The 19390-nt window shown below is 43.5% G+C and carries 17 protein-coding genes; 6 read left to right on the forward strand and 11 right to left on the reverse strand.

Annotated features, from left to right (window positions below; genetic code table 11):
- Positions 1-70 precede the first annotated feature (70 nt).
- Positions 71-1627 (reverse strand): ABC-F family ATP-binding cassette domain-containing protein, encoded by a 1557-nt coding sequence (locus M3636_RS09700; RefSeq protein ID WP_128102426.1) that lies wholly within the window; start codon positions 1625-1627, stop codon positions 71-73.
- A gap of 425 nt (positions 1628-2052) precedes the next feature.
- Between M3636_RS09700 and M3636_RS09705 the strand changes: the two genes are divergently transcribed.
- Positions 2053-2517, forward strand: a complete 465-nt coding sequence (locus tag M3636_RS09705) for an SET domain-containing protein (protein ID WP_128102427.1) — start codon at positions 2053-2055, stop codon at positions 2515-2517.
- A 146-nt stretch (positions 2518-2663) separates the two neighbouring features.
- On the opposite strand, the gene M3636_RS09710 is transcribed toward M3636_RS09705, so the two are convergent.
- Positions 2664-3272: a DUF1349 domain-containing protein gene (locus M3636_RS09710; protein WP_128104491.1), complete on the reverse strand. Its 609-nt coding sequence runs from the start codon at positions 3270-3272 to the stop codon at positions 2664-2666.
- Positions 3273-3496: 224 nt separating this feature from the next.
- Between M3636_RS09710 and M3636_RS09715 the strand changes: the two genes are divergently transcribed.
- The 3 genes from M3636_RS09715 to M3636_RS09725 all read left to right on the forward strand — a co-directional run bounded on the left by M3636_RS09715 (position 3497) and on the right by M3636_RS09725 (position 6089).
- The gene (locus M3636_RS09715; RefSeq protein ID WP_128102428.1) at positions 3497-3865 is read left to right on the forward strand and encodes an iron-sulfur cluster biosynthesis family protein; all 369 of its coding nucleotides are present in this window, start codon (positions 3497-3499) and stop codon (positions 3863-3865) included.
- Between the two features lie 241 nt (positions 3866-4106).
- On the forward strand, positions 4107-4880 hold the full coding sequence (locus M3636_RS09720) for a M15 family metallopeptidase (protein WP_128102429.1): 774 nt from the start codon (positions 4107-4109) through the stop codon (positions 4878-4880).
- 576 nt (positions 4881-5456) lie between these two features.
- On the forward strand, positions 5457-6089 hold the full coding sequence (locus M3636_RS09725) for a nitroreductase family protein (protein ID WP_145410944.1): 633 nt from the start codon (positions 5457-5459) through the stop codon (positions 6087-6089).
- Between the two features lie 164 nt (positions 6090-6253).
- Here M3636_RS09725 and M3636_RS09730 read toward each other — a convergent pair whose 3' ends face one another.
- Positions 6254-7414, reverse strand: a complete 1161-nt coding sequence (locus tag M3636_RS09730) for a leucine-rich repeat domain-containing protein (protein WP_251382293.1) — start codon at positions 7412-7414, stop codon at positions 6254-6256.
- 222 nt (positions 7415-7636) lie between these two features.
- Between M3636_RS09730 and M3636_RS09735 the strand changes: the two genes are divergently transcribed.
- The gene (locus M3636_RS09735; RefSeq protein WP_251382294.1) at positions 7637-8098 is read left to right on the forward strand and encodes an AraC family transcriptional regulator; all 462 of its coding nucleotides are present in this window, start codon (positions 7637-7639) and stop codon (positions 8096-8098) included.
- Between the two features lie 221 nt (positions 8099-8319).
- Here M3636_RS09735 and M3636_RS09740 read toward each other — a convergent pair whose 3' ends face one another.
- The 3 genes from M3636_RS09740 to M3636_RS09750 form a co-directional block, all read right to left on the reverse strand.
- Positions 8320-9564 (reverse strand): aminopeptidase, encoded by a 1245-nt coding sequence (locus M3636_RS09740; protein ID WP_251382295.1) that lies wholly within the window; start codon positions 9562-9564, stop codon positions 8320-8322.
- 46 nt (positions 9565-9610) lie between these two features.
- Entirely contained in the window at positions 9611-11221 is a 1611-nt protein-coding gene (locus tag M3636_RS09745) for an acetate--CoA ligase (RefSeq protein WP_251382297.1), read from the reverse strand.
- Between the two features lie 249 nt (positions 11222-11470).
- Positions 11471-12475: an aldo/keto reductase gene (locus M3636_RS09750; RefSeq protein WP_251382298.1), complete on the reverse strand. Its 1005-nt coding sequence runs from the start codon at positions 12473-12475 to the stop codon at positions 11471-11473.
- Between the two features lie 216 nt (positions 12476-12691).
- Between M3636_RS09750 and M3636_RS09755 the strand changes: the two genes are divergently transcribed.
- A complete protein-coding gene (locus M3636_RS09755; protein WP_251382299.1) occupies positions 12692-13534 on the forward strand; it encodes an AraC family ligand binding domain-containing protein in 843 nt (280 codons plus the stop codon).
- Positions 13535-13625: 91 nt separating this feature from the next.
- On the opposite strand, the gene M3636_RS09760 is transcribed toward M3636_RS09755, so the two are convergent.
- From M3636_RS09760 to M3636_RS09780, 5 genes are all read right to left on the reverse strand, one after another.
- Positions 13626-14027 carry an Asp23/Gls24 family envelope stress response protein gene (locus M3636_RS09760; RefSeq protein WP_251382300.1) on the reverse strand — a complete coding sequence of 134 codons (402 nt, stop codon included), beginning with the start codon at positions 14025-14027 and terminating at the stop codon, positions 13626-13628.
- Between the two features lie 51 nt (positions 14028-14078).
- Positions 14079-15161, reverse strand: coding sequence for an AI-2E family transporter (locus M3636_RS09765; RefSeq protein ID WP_251382301.1), 1083 nt, complete (start codon positions 15159-15161; stop codon positions 14079-14081).
- 107 nt (positions 15162-15268) lie between these two features.
- Complete coding sequence (locus M3636_RS09770) at positions 15269-16684, reverse strand: sensor histidine kinase (RefSeq protein ID WP_251382302.1); 1416 nt, start codon at positions 16682-16684, stop codon at positions 15269-15271.
- 13 nt (positions 16685-16697) lie between these two features.
- Positions 16698-17405, reverse strand: a complete 708-nt coding sequence (locus M3636_RS09775; RefSeq protein WP_145410936.1) for a response regulator transcription factor — start codon at positions 17403-17405, stop codon at positions 16698-16700.
- A 409-nt stretch (positions 17406-17814) separates the two neighbouring features.
- Positions 17815-19239, reverse strand: a complete 1425-nt coding sequence (locus tag M3636_RS09780) for a 4-hydroxyphenylacetate 3-hydroxylase family protein (RefSeq protein WP_251382516.1) — start codon at positions 19237-19239, stop codon at positions 17815-17817.
- Positions 19240-19390: the final 151 nt, after the last annotated feature.

Consider the following 19390-nt stretch of genomic DNA (forward strand, 5'->3'; position numbering starts at 1 on the left):
ACCTAGTTCATCAACTCTAATGTGAGTTGAACGTTTAAATTTTCTTAAGACAGCTTTTCTACTTCAATTTCTAGAATACCTTCGTTGTCCATGATTCGCAGTTCCACGTTTCGGTAACAACGTCACGGTAAAATTCAGGTTCGTGAGAGATCAGCAAAATGCTGCCTTTGTATGCTTTGAGTGCACGTTTCAGTTCATCCTTCGCATCAACGTCCAGATGGTTCGTCGGCTCATCGAGTACAAGCAGGTTGGTTTCATTGTTGATCAGCTTGCACAAACGGACTTTCGCCTTTTCCCCACCACTAAGTACGGCAACTTTACTCTCGATATGCTTCGTTGTTAGTCCGCATTTCGCTAGAGCAGCACGTACTTCAAACTGGGTATAAGAAGGGAACTCCTGCCAGATCTCTTCGATACAAGTGTTGTAATTCGCATCCTTCATTTCTTGCTGGAAGTATCCAATCTCCAGATGTTCTCCGCGCTGCACAGTACCTTCCAGAGCTTGAATCTCTCCCAAAATGCTACGCATCAGCGTCGTTTTACCAATTCCGTTTGCGCCGACAAGCGCAATCTTCTGACCACGTTCCATACGCAAATCAAGCGGTCTGGACAATGGTTCATTATAACCAATCACAAGCCCTTTTGTTTCGAAAATAAGCTTGCCAGAAGTTCTTGCATCACGGAAGTTAAACTGTGGCTTCGGCTTCTCCTTCGCCAGCTCAATAACATCCATTTTATCAAGCTTCTTCTGTCTGGACATCGCCATATTCCGCGTTGCCACACTTGCCTTGTTGCGAGCAACGAAGTCTTTGAGGTCAGCAATTTCCTGTTGTTGGCGCTTATAAGCCGACTCCAGTTGTTGCTTTTTCATCTCATACACTTCTTGGAAATGATCATAGTCTCCGACATAACGAGTCAGATCTTGATTTTCCATATGATAGATCAAGTTAATTACGCTATTCAGGAATGGAATATCATGCGAGATCAGAATGAAGGCATTCTCATATTCCTGCAAGTAACGTTTCAACCATTCGATATGTTGCTCATCCAAATAGTTCGTCGGCTCGTCCAGGAGCAAAATGTCAGGTTTCTCAAGCAGCAGCTTAGCAAGCAATACCTTCGTACGTTGTCCACCACTTAGATCGTTAACGTCTTTGTCCAAGCCAATGTCTGTAAGACCAAGACCACGTGCTGTCTCATCCACTTTAGCATCGATCATGTAAAAATCCTGGTTCGTCAACGTATCTTGGATCGTGCCAACATCCTCAAGCAGTTGCTCAAGCTCTTCTGGAGTCACATCTCCCATTTTGCCATACATGTCGTTCATTTCCTGCTCCATATCAAACAGATACTGGAACGCACCGCGAAGTACATCACGAATGGATTGTCCTTTGCTTAATACGGCATGCTGATCCAAATAACCTACACGCATCCGCTTGGACCATTCCACCTTGCCCTCGTCTGGCTGGAGTTTACCTGTAATAATGTTCATGAAGGTTGATTTACCTTCACCATTGGCTCCAATTAATCCAATGTGTTCGCCTTTCAGGAGGCGGAAAGATACGTCAGTAAAGATAGCACGGTCACCGAAACCGTGACTTAATTTTTCCACATTTAATATACTCATTCATGACACCTTTTCTATATAGACTTATTCTTGTATATTATAAGCGTTCTATCCTGTACAACTCAACGTCAACTTTTAAAATTTTAAGTTAGATATTTCTATTGGCCAAGTTTTCTCTTATGAATTTATCTAAACATGACGTACACCGGTTAACATTTGCCATTAAAGATGAGATAGGGTAAAATTTGACCTTAAAGTGCGTGTTCAAAAAGAGCGGTTTTCAGTACCAAGCAGATGGGATGAAGATAGAAATGGAGTAGCGGAGCGTAGGCAAAACTACGTGAGCAACGGACATTTCGGCTGAATCCCATATTCGACGCTGAGATGCTACTCGCGCATCCTTCGTAATCAAAAGCGGACTTTTTTAACAACCTCTCAAACTATTAATAAGAACGGAGCTCTAGGCAGAGCATTAGGTGAACATAATGATTGAAGTAAAACAATCCAAATTAGGTGATGGTGAATTCAACCGCGGGGTTTTTGCTACCGTTAATATTCCTAAAGGACAGTTGTTCCACCAAGCACCAGTTGTCCCTTATCCTAACGAAGATCATGAGCATATTGAGAAAACAATTCTTGAAGATTACGTATTTGAATACGGGGCTAATCATACAGCGATCCTGCTTGGATATGGGAGCTTGATTAACCACTCCTACGAGCCAAATGCAACTTACGAGATCAACTTTGAAAATCACACATTTGATTTTTATGCGTATACGGACATTCAAGCAGGCGACGAGGTGCTGATTAATTATAACGGCGAGGAAGACAACATGGATCCACTATGGTTCCTTGATGATTATGAAGAGCGCATGCGTGAGTTGAACGAAGCAGAGGACAACAGTGAGGATAACGCGGACTCCAATTCTGAAGCTAAAGATTCGAATTAAAAGTAGTGCAGATCTGTGCACCATTCTGATGCCTTATTTTTTAAAATAAGCAACGATCAAAATTCACATGATGCAAACACAATATAAACACAAAGACGGGGCTATTCAGCACCGTCTTTTTTTGCGTTTATCCAAATTTCATACATTCAATCTAGAATAGGCGGGTCGGTATGCAAATCTTCATCAGGTGCTGTTGATCTCCACTTCGTAAACGCAACCTCGAATCCCGCACGCTTCGGCGAGCATAAAAATGGCCCTGCTTGCTTGTTCTCAGTGTATGCAAACCTTGCAACACGAATCGTCCGCCATGCATGTTCATCCGTGCGGGCACGAATTACAACAGCTTCGTTATGATACGATGCGCGTATGGTAACGATCCGTCCACCCCATTCGGGTACGGGTGATAGCGACCAATCCGAGTAGCCATCTGTGACGACCGCTCCCACATGTGCCACGCCGTCATTTACTTCGACACCTGCCTTGATCCATTGATTCGAACCATGCCAGAGCATCAGCCCTGCTTGATCATACAACTCCGTAAATGAGCTCAAATCAAATGAAACCTCAATCGCCTCGTTGCCCTCCCAAGCTTCAAGTAAGGCATGTCCACTTTGATGAACGAATCCATAAAAAGTTTTCTCCCAAAAGTCACTGCCTTCCTTCGCTTCTACAATAAGTCGTTCACCATCCATCCGAGTAGCTACCGGTTCAGTTGTCCATGTCCCTGCTTGACGCTTAAGAAAATCTGATGTCATCATTCTCATCCTTTCTATGCTTAATATCCCCATGCTTCATACTTCGGCAAGCAAGCTTGCGGCACCTCTAACAAGCAAGAGTACTCATACTTAATACCCTCAGTTTCACTCTAATGATCAAAAAAATGCGTTGATTCGTTGTGAAAGTGGTATAATGAAAGAAGAAGTAAGTTTCAACCATTTACATTCATGACTTCGGTCAACCTATAAAGGAGTGTAACGATATGCATATTCAAATTACAGATCTTGCTGCTGCTCGGCTAACAGAGAGCTTGAATGATCAACCCGGATATTTCAAAGTATTCTATGATACCGAAGGATGCGGCTGTAATGGAATCATTGTCATTTTGCTTATCGATGAACCTGCTGCACTAGATGAACAGATTGAGACCAACCTGGTTCCATTCTATGTTGATCCGAAACAGCAATTGAACCTTGAACAGCAGATGAAACTGGACACAGAGCAGAATTATGCTTCATTCACATTAAGCAGTGACGCTGGTGTACTTAGTAGCAACGTGCGTGTGAGAGATATTCGTGCTGTAGCCGCTGGCAGTTCCAGTGCATCCGACGCCGCTTGTTCATTGAAATAAACATATTCCATCAAACGATAATGTGAATTGGTACATCTAAGACGTTGCAGTTATTGCAACGTCTTTTTATATTTATTTATCCTTTTATTGTAGCTCTATCTCTTTTTGCATCTCTACCATCAATTCAAATAGAAGATGAATCAACTTTGTTTACAACTCGGAAACAATTGGAGAACCTATGGATATAATCCTCTAGTATACTCGGTATATAGATTGATATAACCGAGGAGGAACACACATCATGAAATCATTGTCTCGTAAATCCATTATTTCTACTATACTAGTTGGCTCTGTGGTAGCCGGCTCTGCATTCACTACGCTCCCATTAAATCATACACTTACTCCAGTAGCATCGGCTGCAAGCTCAAGCTTCACACAATTCTTGCATGATAATGCACCAGGACGTACGATCAAAACTATTAAAAATGTAGCAACTGTAACGAATGTCTCCAGCACGGTTGTGCTTGTTAACAAGAAGAGAAATCTACCCTCAACTTATACACCTCAAGATCTAGTTGTGCCTAATATTCCTTTTAGCTTCTCCGGTTCCAGCCCGAAGAAGCAAATGCGTAAAGTTGCCGCGACGGCGATCGAGAAATTATTTGCTGCGGCAAAAAAAGACGGCATTGATATCAAAGCTGTGTCTGGTTATCGTTCCTATGCAACGCAAAAGTCTATCTTTGACCGCAATGCGAGTATTAAAGGTGAAGCGGTGGCAAATAAAACAAGTGCTCGACCAGGTCAGAGTGAGCATCAGACCGGACTTGCCATGGATATATCCAGTGCCTCTGCTGGTTACGATCTACAACAAAGCTTTGGCAATACCAAGGAAGGTAAGTGGCTAAAAGCTAACGCGCACAAATACGGATTCATCATTCGTTATGGCAAAGATCAGGAGAAATTAACAGGTTATTCGTATGAGCCATGGCATGTACGCTATGTCGGCGTATATATTGCAGGTGAAATTACAAGCCAAAAACTGACGCTTGAACAATATTTAGAGCGTGCCAAATAAGATTAGCAACACCGGACACATTCATTCATATTATCTAAAGGACCAAAGGATGATGGTGGCAGGACACTTATCTCATATAGATCAGCTATGATTGGAGCAAGAAGAGGTATTGATAGCTCTTCTTGCTCCCCCCCTATTTCATTATTCATACATACACCTAATCACGTACTCTTCCATTATCCCTTACGTTGTCATTCCAGCAAGTCATGCAAAAGCTATTCTTTTGAATACTACGGGTAATCGTTTCACACCTTCTGTTCCAGCCCAGGAACCGACTCCGGCTAATAATGCATTGTGAGATAAGTACAGTGCGAGATTATATACGAGGGTTCCCAAAATAATTTCCAAGACGAAAAAGCGTTTTATGGCAGAGGATTCAATGACATACACCCGAAATTCAGGATGAGCATTCATGGTTTTTAGACGTGTAATAAAGGTTTTCATGAATCACCTCAGACTGTTTTATTTTACATTATGGCAAACCCATCTTGTCTTATTCAGAAAATAATACTTACATAAAGTAACTAAGTGTGTTATAGTCAGTTTATAAATCATACATAAGCGAGGTAAGCTACCATGAGTGAGCTGGAGAGATTAGTTAAAGAGCGTAGATCGGCAGTTATTTTTGAAGAAGGAATTGAGATTTCAGAAGCTGAGTTGCAGGAAATGTTCGCACTGAATAAATTCGCACCCTCTGCCTTCAATCTACAACATACGCATTATCTGGTGATTACGGATGCAGCACAGAAAGAGAAAGTATACGAAGCTTCACAGCAATATAAAGTAAAAACAGCCTCAGCTGTTATTGTCGTCTTAGGCGATGTCAACGCACACCACCATATCCGGACAATCAACGAAGGTCTGTTGAATCTTGGGGCTCTCACCCCGTTCCAATATGAACAGGAATCGCAGAGCGTCATTGAATTTTATGAAACACGCGGCAAGTTCTTCCAACGTGAGGATGCGATTCGTAATGCCAGCCTGTCTGCCATGCAATTGATGCTGATCGCACAGGATCGTGGCTGGGATACCTGCCCTATGATCGGCTTTGATGCTGAAGAGTTACAACGTAGCTTGGATATTCCTGCACATTATGTACCTGCGATGCTGATCACCATGGGCAAAAAATCCGAAGCGAAGCAGCGCCCTCGTGGGTATCGTAAACCAATTCATGAATATGTTAGCTTCAACAAAATGAGTGCCGAATAACATCAGATTGACCACCGCACTTTAATCCGATTTCATCTGAGATATTCGAATAAAAGGCTATTCACCAGACCACGCGTATCTGGGAATAGCCTTTTTGAATACAGATAGATCATATCGTGTTCTATTTTCATCCATGAATCTATCCATTTTAATCATGGATGTCCTCAATACGTTTCATAGACTAGATCGTTGGCAACCTCCAGGTCACCATTAAACTCGACATAGATATATAATTGCCCAGCTGGTGTATCTCCCGCATCATAACCTAAACGGAAATAACGATCAGGCTGGAATTCAGCATCAGCCAAAACTAATTCATTCACATCTTCATCAGGATGCGCCTCAGCAATCATCTCCAGTGCACGGGCACAGAGCAGATCCCACTGTCTCCAGGCCTCTTCGATATACGTCGATAAGTCTTCCATCTCAGCTTGGGTTGAAACTTGTACCGTAACCACAAGCTCATTCTCCTGAATAAGCACTGGCATGCGATAGTTGGTCATTGAAGCGTCATATTGAAATACACCCATACCATGGATTTCATGATTCTTTTCCACGATTAGATTATCTGCATATTGGAGTCTCTCTAGCTTCGGATTATGACGATAATCCAACTGCTTTAATTTATTATCAGAACAATACAGTTCAACCAAACGTTCATTCTGGCTGATATCCAGCTCATCAATGTGGTTATTAAAGCACCGAACGCTCTCTAATAACAGATTCGAACGAAGATTCAGTTTCTTGATATGATTATGGTTACAGCGGAGCTCTACCAGATTAGGACATGTGGTTAGATCAAGCTCCAACATATAATTATGTGCACAATCTACCCGCTCTAGTTGTTTATTGTGCGCAAGTTCAAGAGAAAAGAGAGCGTTATAGCCACAGCCAAGCTCTTTCAACTGTTGTAGAGCCTTTAAGTCTAAATTCGATAACATATTCCAATGACACTCTATAGCGACAAGTCTGTGATTATGAGATAGATCCAGTTTTCGAAGTCGATTGAAACTAACATTGAGCATTTCCAGCTCTGTGTTGGCATGGAGATCCAGTTCGAGAAGCTGATTCTCTCTGCAATCCAACCTATTCAGCTTGTGGTTACGACTTAGATCCAGACTAATCAGTTGATTGTACGCACAGTCCAGCTCTTGAAGTTCAACAAAGTATTCAATTCCGTGAAGGTTACTTGCACCAATTTGGGACACGTTCAACGTTCTCACTTCTGAAACATCACTTTCTTGTATAAAATCACGCTGATCACAAAAATGCTCCAATATGTACTGTCTAAACGGTTCATCCGTGAACGCCTTGGTAATATCCATAACTGGATTCTCCCCTCAACTATAATCCTATCAATCCTGAATAACATATCTTCCCTATTCTATGATGTCCTTTGAAAGGAAGCAATGCGTGAGAAGTCTTAAAATCCATTTTTCCATTTCAGAGCATCCTCTTCATTTATCCAAAAATAGTTATGTAATTTTTTTTATAACATGTTAACATCCAGCATGTAACAGAAATCAATATAGAGAGGATGCTATCCAATGGAAATGTATTTCGAAACGCTGCAATCGTATCGCATCGCTTATGTCCGTCAGGTCGGCCCTTACGGGGCAGCCAATGTAGAGGCTATGGATAGGTTAAAGCAATGGGCGAATGATCAGGAGCTACTTACCGAATCAGCTATTTTACTCGGCATTCCGCAGGATGACCCAGCCAGCACACCCCCACAACAGTGTAGATACGATGCAGCTATTGTGATGACTGAACTTGAGCCTGTGCATTCTGATGCTGTCGAAATGAGTGAACTGTCTGGCGGAGAATACCTGATTTGTAAGGTCAGACACACGGCAGAAGATATGCAGCAAGCATGGAATGAGATCATCCCTTATTTGCAACAAAATCATCACACGCTCGATCATACCAAACCGGTTATGGAACGATACCGCTACCAACTTCTGAAAAATCATTTCTGCGAAATTTGTGTGCCTGTAAAGTTGGTCTAGACGTTTGTATGTCAGCAGGACGGTAACTCTATTAAATTGCTTTTTCGTTAAGCTCACAAGTGAATAGAAATAGAAAAGTGACTTCGCTTACCGAAGTCACTTCTCCCTTCATATCATACGCTTATATTAATACCTTATAGCAATATTCTTATACAAAAGCTCTTATATTATAATCTTTTATCAGTACTCTCGTACGATCATGTAATTAGTTCATGAACCAATTAGAATGCCCAGTTACCTTTGCGGAATACCGGTTCAATCGTTCCGTCCTGCAATTCACCATCAATATCGAGCTCTGCCGAGCCGATCATGAAGTCAACATGTGTCAGACTCACATTGCACTCATGCTGAAGTAATTCTTCATTGGACATCGATGTGCCATTCTTCATGTTGAATGGGTATGCACTTCCGACAGCCAAATGACAGGACGCATTTTCGTCAATACCCGTGTTGTAGAAGATGCGATTCAGATTCGAGATTGGAGAATCATGCGGCACCAGCGCTACTTCACCAAGATAACGTGCACCTTCGTCTGTAGCAAACAGGTTCTTCAGATGCTCTTCGCCAGATGCTGCAGTATAAGCAACGACCTGTCCATCCTTAAACGTAATTCGCATTTGGTCAACAAGCTGTCCGTTCAGATTCAGCGGCATGGTACTGCTAACATAACCGTTCACACCACTGCGCTTAGGCATCGTGAACACTTCTTCAGTCGGCATATTTGCCACGGTGTAGACCCCTTGTTTATTTTCGCTGCCGCCACCGCCCCAGATATGATTGTCAACAAGCTCAATCTTCAAGTCGGTTCCTGGTGCCCGGTAGTGCAGACTTTTGTAATTTTTCTTGTTCAACAAATCGCTCATGGTATTGAGTGTATCCAGGTGCTCTCTCCAGTTCTGCACAGCATCGCCGATGTCAACACGGTTCATTTTGAAGATCGTTTCCCACATCACGTTAATGCGATCTTCTTCTGGTATGTCCGCAAATACTTTGTTTGCCCACGCCTTCGTTGGCGCTTTGATCAGACACCAGCTAATTTCATGGTTACGCGTGTATTTGGAATACCCTTTACGTGCCTCCGCAGCAGCCTTTGTCGCACGGGAAACGTTGTCTGAATTAATCCCTTTATACAGCTCTGGATCAGGTACCTTGATCGTCAATGTCGCTCCACCTGCTTCGGCGAAGCGTTCCATCATGTCGCCCTTCCAAGCAGGGTAGTAGTCAAAACTATCATCCGAACCGTGCTCGAAACGGCTGCGTGTAATATTGTCGTCATCAAAGTCTACTTGTACATACTTCGCACCGGCCGCATATGCCTTCTGTACGATCAAGCGGGTGAACTCTAATGTCTCGATTGGTGCAGTCACCAATAGATCTTGCCCCTTCTGAATATTCACACCGACTTTAACGACCAACTCGGCGTATTGCTCTAACGACTTTTCAAAAGATTGTTCAAATGCGCTCATGAATATTTTCACTCCTGTTTCAAAATTTTATAGTTATAGATCACCATTATACGTTTCGTTTTTCCTGTTCACGCAGTTCAATCCGGCGAATCTTACCTGAGCTTGTTTTTGGCAGATCGGTAACAAATTCAATTTTACGTGGATATTTGTAAGGTGCCGTCCACTCTTTGACATGATTTTGCAATTCACGTACCAGTTCCGGTGAAGCCAGTGCTTCATCTCGAAGAACGACAAAGGCTTTCACCACATGTCCTCGGATCTCATCTGGGCTTGCCACCACCGCACATTCCTTCACGCTGCCATGCTTCATAAGGGCTTCTTCGACTTCAAATGGCCCGATCGTATACCCTGAACTGATAATAATATCGTCACTCCGACCTTCAAACCAGAAGTAGCCTTCCTCATCCTTACGTGCGCGATCTCCTGTTACAAAATAATCGCCCCGTTGGCTAGCTTCCTTGCGTCCAGCATCCTGATAATACTCACGGAACAATGCTGGCATATCTTTATGCACCGCGATATCTCCAACTTGTCCAGCTGGCTGCGGCTGACCATCTTCATCTATAATTTCAATCAGACCTGGTGTGATGGATTGACCCATGGATCCAATTCGAATAGGCGCACCACTTAAGCTTCCAATAAGCAACGTACTTTCCGTCTGTCCATAGCCGTCTCGAATCGTGAGATTGAAATGACGTTGGAATATTTCAATAACTTCCTGATTAAGCGGCTCACCAGCAGATACGGCACTACTGAGCTTGGACAAGTCATAGTGTCCCAGATCATCTGTTTTTGCCATTAGTCGATATTCCGTCGGTGTACAACAGAGCACACTGATCTCATGCTCCTGCATGAGTTGTAGGTAACGCTTGGGATGGAATGACCCATTGTAGACCAGCCCTGTTGCACCCCTTCCGAGTACAGAGAGGAACGGACTCCAGATCCATTTTTGCCATCCAGGTGCTGCCGTTGCCCATACGGTATCTGATGGCTGAATATCCAGCCACAATGAAGAAGCGATCCGCAGGTGAGCATATCCCCAACCATGGCTATGTACAACTCCTTTGGGATTACCGGTTGTTCCTGAGGTATACGCAAGAATCGCGATATCATCACGATGTGTTTCTACCGCAGCCATCTCATCCGATTGACCTTGCATTAATTGCTCCACGTTCACCCAGCCTTCGGCCGGTACGCCAGTGTCACCATGAGGTGATGCAACGATCCGGTGTGCGAGTGATGGCAGATCTGAATTCATCTTCTCCACTTCTGCTGTTGTCTCAGACCACACAATAACTGCACGGGCTTCAGAGTGCCGCAGACGATATTCCAAATCCTTCGCTCGTAGCATCTCGGAAGAAGGGATCACAGCAATGCCAAGCTTCAGGCAAGCAATGTAAATAACATAGGCAATAATACGGCGTGGTACCATGACCAGCACCCGATCGCCCTTCTCCAGTCCTAAGTCACGTAATCCACCAGCAAGACGGTTGGCCTGCTTAAATAAATCACCGTATGTGATCTCTTCCAACTCTTGATGATCGCTGAGCCATCTAAGTGCAATCCGATCTGACGGGTGATTCTCCATCTCGGATGTCAGGTTATAGCTTTCAGGCGAAATCCACTGTTCAAAGTTCAAATGGAGCCTCTCCTTCATGTTTCAAAATGTAAAGCATCTATACATTATACCTCAAATCCTAGGACCAGGTGCTATGAACTGAATTCATTAAAAAAATAAAAAATAACAGCCTGTCTTCAAGGCTGTTAATCAATCATTATTAACATTACGCACAATGTATACTCTACTCGAATGTCTATTAACTCAAAAGCGCCTTCCTATACACTGGAAGACGCTCTCGAATTTTCATTTCACTATCGCATTTCATTATTCCATTTCATAATCTCATTACCAAGGATAATTTCCAATACCGTCCAAGATGCGATCGATCTCGTTCAGCTCTTCTGTTGTTAATTCCGGTGCCTTAAGAGCTGCTACGTTCTCTTCGATCTGTGACACGCGGCTTGCACCGATCAGAGCTGAGGTCACACGGTTGCCACGTAGAATCCAGTTTAGTGAAAGCTGGGATATCGTCTGTCCTCTACGTTCAGCAACAGCTTGAAGCGCTTCGAACTTGGCAATCCGTTCGTCGGTATAAGCCTCTACTTTCAAATTCCCTGTTGGGTTAGCCCGTTCCGCAATAATCTTCTCAACATACTTATTCGTTAACTGTCCGCGGCCAAGAGGGCAGAACGCAATTGAACCCACACCTTGTTCGTCCAACACATCCTGAAGTCCATCTTCAATCCAGCGATTCAGCATGGAATAGTTTGGCTGGTGAACCAGACATGGCGTGCCCAAACGACGAAGAATCGTAACGGCTTCTTGCGTCTGCTCAGCATTGTAGTTGGACAAGCCCACGTATAATGCTTTGCCTTGTCTTACAATATGATCGAGAGCAGCCATCGTTTCTTCCAGTGGTGTCTCAGGGTCTGGACGGTGGTGGTAGAAAATATCGACATAATCAAGTCCCATTCTGCTGAGACTTTGATCGAGGCTAGCAATTAAGTTTTTGCGAGAACCCCATTCGCCGTAAGGACCTTCCCACATATGATATCCAGCCTTGCTTGAGATCAGCAGTTCATCCCGGTAAGGACACAGATGCTTTTTGTAAATGACACCAAAGTTCTCCTCTGCTGACCCCGGAGGTGGTCCATAATTGTTGGCCAGATCAAAATGATTAATGCCCAGATCGAAGGCACGAAGGATCATTTCTGTCTGAACATCCATGGTGCGATTACCGCCAAAATTTTGCCATAATCCTAGTGCGATCTGAGGCAGCTTGATTCCGGATTTACCGGAGCGGACATAATTCATTTCGTTGTATCGTTCACTATTTGCAGTATAGGGCATTCATATCTCTCATTTCTGCTTATGCGTTATTGTTGATCACCCTCTTATCTTAGACAATCACTACTGAAAACCATATGGCATTTCACTACCTACGTATGGCAAAATGATTGTTATATCATTATCAGATGTTATGTTAAACAAAACAATTATGCGTACATATCGCAATCGAATATGTTAAAATGCAAGATATAGTCTTCGGAACAGGAGTGACCTCAAGTGATTACGTATATGTTCAAGAACAACCAATTTCAGGAGCTGCAGCTGCTCCATTATGGCACCGAGCCTTGCACACCAGGGCACAGTTTTGGCCCAGCGATGCGTGATTACTACAAAATTCATTACATTTTGAATGGCAAAGGCACTTTCCAGGTCGGAGGGCAAACCTTCAAATTACACAAAGGACAAGGATTTCTCATCGTGCCTCATTCTGTTGTTCATTATGCAGCTGACCAAGATGAACCATGGGAATATAGCTGGGTGGCTTTTCAAGGGAGCAATGTCGTTTCTTTATTACAACAAGCTTGCCTGTCTGAACAGTGTCCGATCTTCGAACTTCATAATGATGATGAACTGCGCTCGTGTCTGCATCGCATGATTAGTTCTAGAAATACACATAAAGGCTGGGAAATTAGTATGACCGGCTTGTTATACCAATACTTTGCTGTGCTGATAGATCAAGCTAGTGAAACCACTCATCCTATGATGCAGGACTATACGAAGGATACGTATGTTACGCAGGTCATTGATTTTATTGAGATGAACTATGCCAATGCGATCACGGTTCAAGCTATTGCCTCACATGTTGGGCTACAACGAAGTTACCTGTGCTCACTCTTCAAAGATCTGATCGGAAGCAGCATTCAGTCCTACCTCGTAAATTACCGCATGCGTAGAGCAGCAGAACTGACGCTTGATCCCAGTCTAAGCATTGGTGACATTGCACGGTCCGTCGGATATCTGGATCAATTGCTCTTCTCCAAGATGTTCAAGAAGGTCATGGGACAATCTCCAACTCAGTATCGCAAACAAAAAACAGCACCTTCCCCACTTCATAGTTAAAGGGAATGTGCTGTTTCTCTTATTGGACCGAATCCTCGAAATTTAATCTCAGATGATATCTAATGGTTACCCAATCAAGATTATACCTCGTTTAAACCTGCTGTTCCTGCATGGATACACCCACCACATGAACCTTAATTTCATCAACGAATATTCCTGTGAAATTCTCTACAGCCTGCTGCACATTGTGCTGCAATTCACGGCAGACCTCATGCATACGGCAACCATATTGCAAAATAATTCTTAATTGAATCGATGCACGCTCTTCTTTTACAATCACATCAATTCCTTTTTGCAGGCTCTTGCCACTAATACTCTTTGCAATACCTTCCGTTAAGCCTGAAGACATGGACGATATTCCCACGGTTGTCTGTGCAGCTATGCCTACAATTTTGGATACAACATCCGTAGCAATATGAACTGCGCCAATCAGAGCTGGCTGAGGTTTAATATATTCAGGTTCATGATAAGTTACAGGTACGATTTCAGTCATGTGGATCGCTCCATTCTTATGAATTTGGATTAGTTCGTGTCTGAAAACTCACTAGGCATTTTGCCACTTTTCCTTAAAGAACAAATTGTAGATACGTACCAACAAGATTTTAAGAATCATATAGAACGGAATAATGATGAGAATAGCTATAATTCCGCCCAAGTCCCCCGCACCGAGCACCAAGATAATGGTTGTGAGCGGGTGAATATCCAGCTTTTTGCCGAATACATACGGAGCAACTAGATTATCTTGAATCTGCTGCGCCACAAGAATAATAATGAGTGACCAGATCGCCACTGAAGGCGATACGACGAGCCCCATAATCACAATAGGGATCGAAGATACGATCGCACCGATAAATGGAACAAAGTTCATAATGACAGCAATGACGGTCAACAACAGTGCGTACGGTAAACCGATGATTAGAAAACCTATATACATTAATACACCTAATGCCAGGTTTACAAGCACTCGTCCTACGATAAATCCACTGAGCGCCTGATCAATCTCCAGCACCACTTCACGACTGTCCTTCTGAAAACGCTTGGGCACAATCGACGCGATGATACGACCAAACTTCTCTCCTTGTTTCAGCATGTAGAACAAAATGATCGGGAAGGTGAACAGGATAATTGCAAAACTGGAGATAAGTGAGATGAGACCACTAACGTAGTCCGTCACGAAGTTGAATCCTTTATTGATATATTCGGTAATTTGAGAGAACGGCGTTGAATTATCCGGGAACAAGGTCGTAATTACACCGTTTTGTTCTAATGCTTTGAGCTGAACACTTAGTGAATTAAGCAGGTTTGGCGCATTTTCCACTAGATTGATCAATTGCTGACGCAAGGATGGCCATAACCCCACAACAAACAGCACAAGCAAGATGCCAAAGATCAGATAGATCAGCAGGATACTGGCCGTTCGGTTAAGCTTCTTTCTCTCCATATAATTAACCAAAGGCCTCAGTAGATAATAAAAGAACACCGAAAGCATCATCGGCACAGTAATGACTGTAATCATCGTAACTAATGGCTGGAATATGAAGCTCACTTTAGATAATAGATAGATGTTGATCAGCACAAGAGCTAATCCAATGCTAAATCGTGCAAATGAGTTTTTTACTTTAAACAATATGTCCCCTCCAGATTCCCATTTCTAATGTACATGTCTATGGTTAGCCTTCTAGAAGCAATCTGTATGCGACGCGGAAATCGCATGCAGATCGGCTTCTTCTCTTTTTATTTTGGCATAACAATGGTGAAGATGGTTGTTTCCCGTCCGCGCTGAGACAACGTGAGATGGCCTCCCATTTTCTCTGTATTCCGTTTGGCTATAGCGAGCCCGAGTCCAGTTCCACCCGTTCCCGATCTCGCTGCATCCCCTCGAACAAAAGGATCAAATATCGTTGCCCATAATTCCTGAGGTATACCTACCCCGGTATCAGCGACTTCAATGGACACATACGTTTCCTGTGGGATCAGCTCTACGCGTAATTCTGTACCTCTTGGATTATATGCAAGTGCATTGGTAATCAAGTTCTGAATGACACGGGATAACAGCTCCGGATCATATCTGGCATAGATCTCTTCATCTGGCACAAGAACATGTAGCGCAAACTGGTTTTGTTCTATTTCTCCATACGTATCGGCCATGACCTCTCGCACAAATTCTCCAATTTCCCGCTGCTTGATGCTCATATGGAAGTCGGGTGAATCTACCTTAAGCAGTTCCAGCATATTTTGGATCATCCGTGCAACTTGTACAGATTTATTATGAATGTAGCCTAGATACCGTTGCTGTCTCTCTGCATCCCCAACTCGACCCTCGACCAGCGCCTGAGCATAACCTTGAATAGACGTAATCGGTGTCTTGAGATCATGCGATAGATCCACAATGAGTCGCTGCTTGCTCTCTTCCGCGTAACGTTTCTCGGCTGACGTCTTCTCAATCACATCTGCCATGAAGTTAAAGGTCTCACCAATCTGCACAAACTCCTTCTCGGCAGAGATGGACATACGCGTACTGTAATTCCCCCGAATCATTTGGGTAAGCCCCAGTGATAACACTCGAAGTGGTTTCTTAATTCGCTTGGCGACCCAATAACTGTATACAATCGTTAGTACTAGCAGAAGTCCAATACCTACCAAGATGTAAAATGGCAAGGGATGCTTCAGATTCGTAATCAGTTGGTTATCATTCATCCGAATGCTCACCAGATCCCGTGGAAGTTTGAGTAAAAGGTATTTAGCTTCTCCCTCTGCAACGAACGGGGAAATGGAATAATAATAGGGCTGGTCGCTGCGATTTTCTAACTTGGCAAATAATTCGGACTCCGTGTACTGGTTAATGGCGTCCTTTTTACTGCCGACTGAACTTACAACGGAGCGATCTGCATTCAAAATCTCTAACCATCCACCGCTATCCTCCAGTCGCTGCGTTTCGATATTGGATGTAAGCCCCGTACCTTCCTGATTTCTTGCCTTCTCCAGTTCAGCCACATACACATGTGCTTCTACATTCAGATCGGGATCGACGATATGGTCAGAGATGCGAAAATCAACGACATCAAGGGATACGATAATATATACAACCAGTACGAGTAACAGCAAAAAGAAGTTAAATAACAGAAAGTCCAGTGTCAGGGACGTATGCAACGGTCTCTTTTCTCTAGTTTTCCATAGGCGCTTCAATTTTGTATCCTAATCCCCTTATCGTTTTTAAATATTCAGGTTGTCTGGAATCACGCTCAATCTTCTCCCGAATGTTGCTGATATGTACCATAATGGTACTGTCTTCATGAGCATAATAATCCCCCCACACAGCTTCGTAGATTTTTTTGCGGGTAAATACTCTGCCCGGTTGTTCTAACAGTAAATCCACAATTTTGTATTCTGTTGAGGTCAATGTCACAGGTCGTCCCGAGCGATACAGCATACATTTGGAACGATCAAGCGATAGCTCACCAAGCGTGCGGGTTGCCTCTTGAGGTGCCGAGACTTCCATTGCATCGAATTGGTTGACCCGTCTTAACAAAGCCTCTACTCTAGCGACAATCTCAAGTGGGTTGAATGGTTTGGATATGTAATCATCAGCCCCTAGTCCAAGTCCCAAAATTTTATCATGATCCTGACTCTTCGCAGACAAAAATAACACTGGCATATGATACGTAGCCCGGATCTGTTTGATCAACTGAAGACCATCCATTACAGGCATCATAATGTCCAAAATAACCAGGTCAATTGGGGTGGATTGTATGCACTGCAATGCTTCCTCTCCATTGGCAGCGGTTAGAATGTCGTAATCCTTCTCCAAATACAGCTGAAGCAGTTCCACAATTTCGGGTTCGTCATCTGCAATCAACAATGTGTACCTCATACGTTCCCTCTCATTTCAGTGTTAAGTTAGAATATTTACACTGACCACTGCGATGACAGAACAACATTCCGATCGCTGTTATCCCCAGATTTTTTTGATTCCCTTTTATAAAAGGGAAAATCCGGGGATAGCTTATGCTTTCGACGTAGCTTTCTTTCAGAAAGCTTTCAGGCGAACGCTTCGCTTCTTCATGTTATTTCTGTCCTCTCCGTTCGCGTGTAAATGTTTATATAGAGATTTTTTAGTTATACCTACTATAACCTACGTCTCTTAATACAACCTAAACCCTTTCTAAAGATAATCTAAATAAAACGCCCAGGTTTCGTAAACCCAGGCGGTTGAATTATACTCTACGATGTGACCTGCTTCAAACGATATCGTAAGCAAAGTCACAAGTTAGGACGTTATATTATGCTTTCAGCCAAGGCTTAACCCGATCTACCAAGTGCTGCTTGTCGTATTGTATATACTGATTCGCTCGGTTGCGGAGTGGATCACCTGCATAGAAGCGCTCATATAGATCATGTCTGGCACCCAGTGGACTTCCCGTAAGCTCCCAAGCCAGTTGAAAGAGCATTGTTTTCTCCTGTGCAGATATTGTCACACCACCTAAATACTGATGAATCATATGCTCCAAGGGTTTGTTCGTACCTGGCATTCCAGATGGAATCTGAATAAGTCCACCTGCGGCGATCGTTTTCAAAATTTCGATGGAGCGTGGATAATAACGATTGCCCAAGTTCCTTGCAGTTTCAATATACTTAAATTCAGGGAGCCAATTACCGTACCTATCTGGCTTGGCTTTGGTTTCCGCAGCAATAATTAATCCCTCAATCGTTTGCATCTGGCTGATCATTTCTCCCAATTGCTCTTGCACATTAAGGAAGGAGTCTACACCAATTTCTTGGGCAATGGAGGAGGTGATGGCTGTAACGAACTCTAGTTTGGAATACAGACGAATGACACTTTGATGGTAGGCTAGACTGGAGGAAGCTACATTGCAACGAATCTGCCATACCGCTTCTGGATTATGGTGGAGTAACACACGTTCCCAAGGAACCAGCACATCTTCAAAAAATAGGACCGCATCCATCTCATCATATTGATGACTTAATGGCTGTGAAGACTGTTGATCTGTCGCAGCGAACGATTCTCTGCATAATACGTGCAAGCCGGGGCTGTTCAAAGGCACAATCATCATGTGAGCAAGCTCTGGCTTATCTCCGGGAATACGTTGTACAGGATAAATAAGAATATCGTCAGCATACGGAGCCGCAGTCGCAATCATCTTCGCACCCCGGATCACAACTCCCTCTTCGTTCTTTCTTACAATGCGTAGCATCGCATCCTCATCTTCACCTATCGGTAAAGAACGATTCATCTGTGGATCACGCTGCACAATCGTCAGGAACAGGTCATGGCGTTTCGCTTCTTCGTAATACTTGGATATTTTGTCCGCGTAATAGGTATCATGATTCCCCATAACCTCGCGAGTTGCGTACCACCCCGTTAGACGTGAGCGTGCATAATCGGATAATCGACTCATGACGCCATACGTCCGTTCAGACCACAACCGAAATGCACCGGCACGGTGTTCGAGGTCTCCCCCATAACGCGGCACTTGAAAAGCTCGATGCACATAACCACCGATGTGCTCGTCCCAATATGCTACGGTATCTCTTGATTCTGGTTCATCCGCTAGATTGAACAGACCCTCAATGGTCTGTAATGTACCTTGGAACGCAGGATGGTTGGTAACATGAATTCGATCACCATCTAACCATACGTTACGTTCATCATTGAGTCGGTGTATGTAAGCTTGTCCACGAGACATGGTTATGCTCAAGCTAAATCCTCCTTCAAAAGGAACTGTTTGAATCCCTCTTCGAATGATACATTATGTATCTAACAAAATAGTACTTCGCTTTGCTCATGAAAGTCAACCAACACCAAACGCAGGTCTGGTGTTGGTTGTGAAGATGTTA

It is taken from the genome of Paenibacillus sp. MER 99-2, assembly GCF_023714095.1.
Taxonomy (GTDB): Bacteria; Bacillota; Bacilli; order Paenibacillales; family Paenibacillaceae; genus Paenibacillus.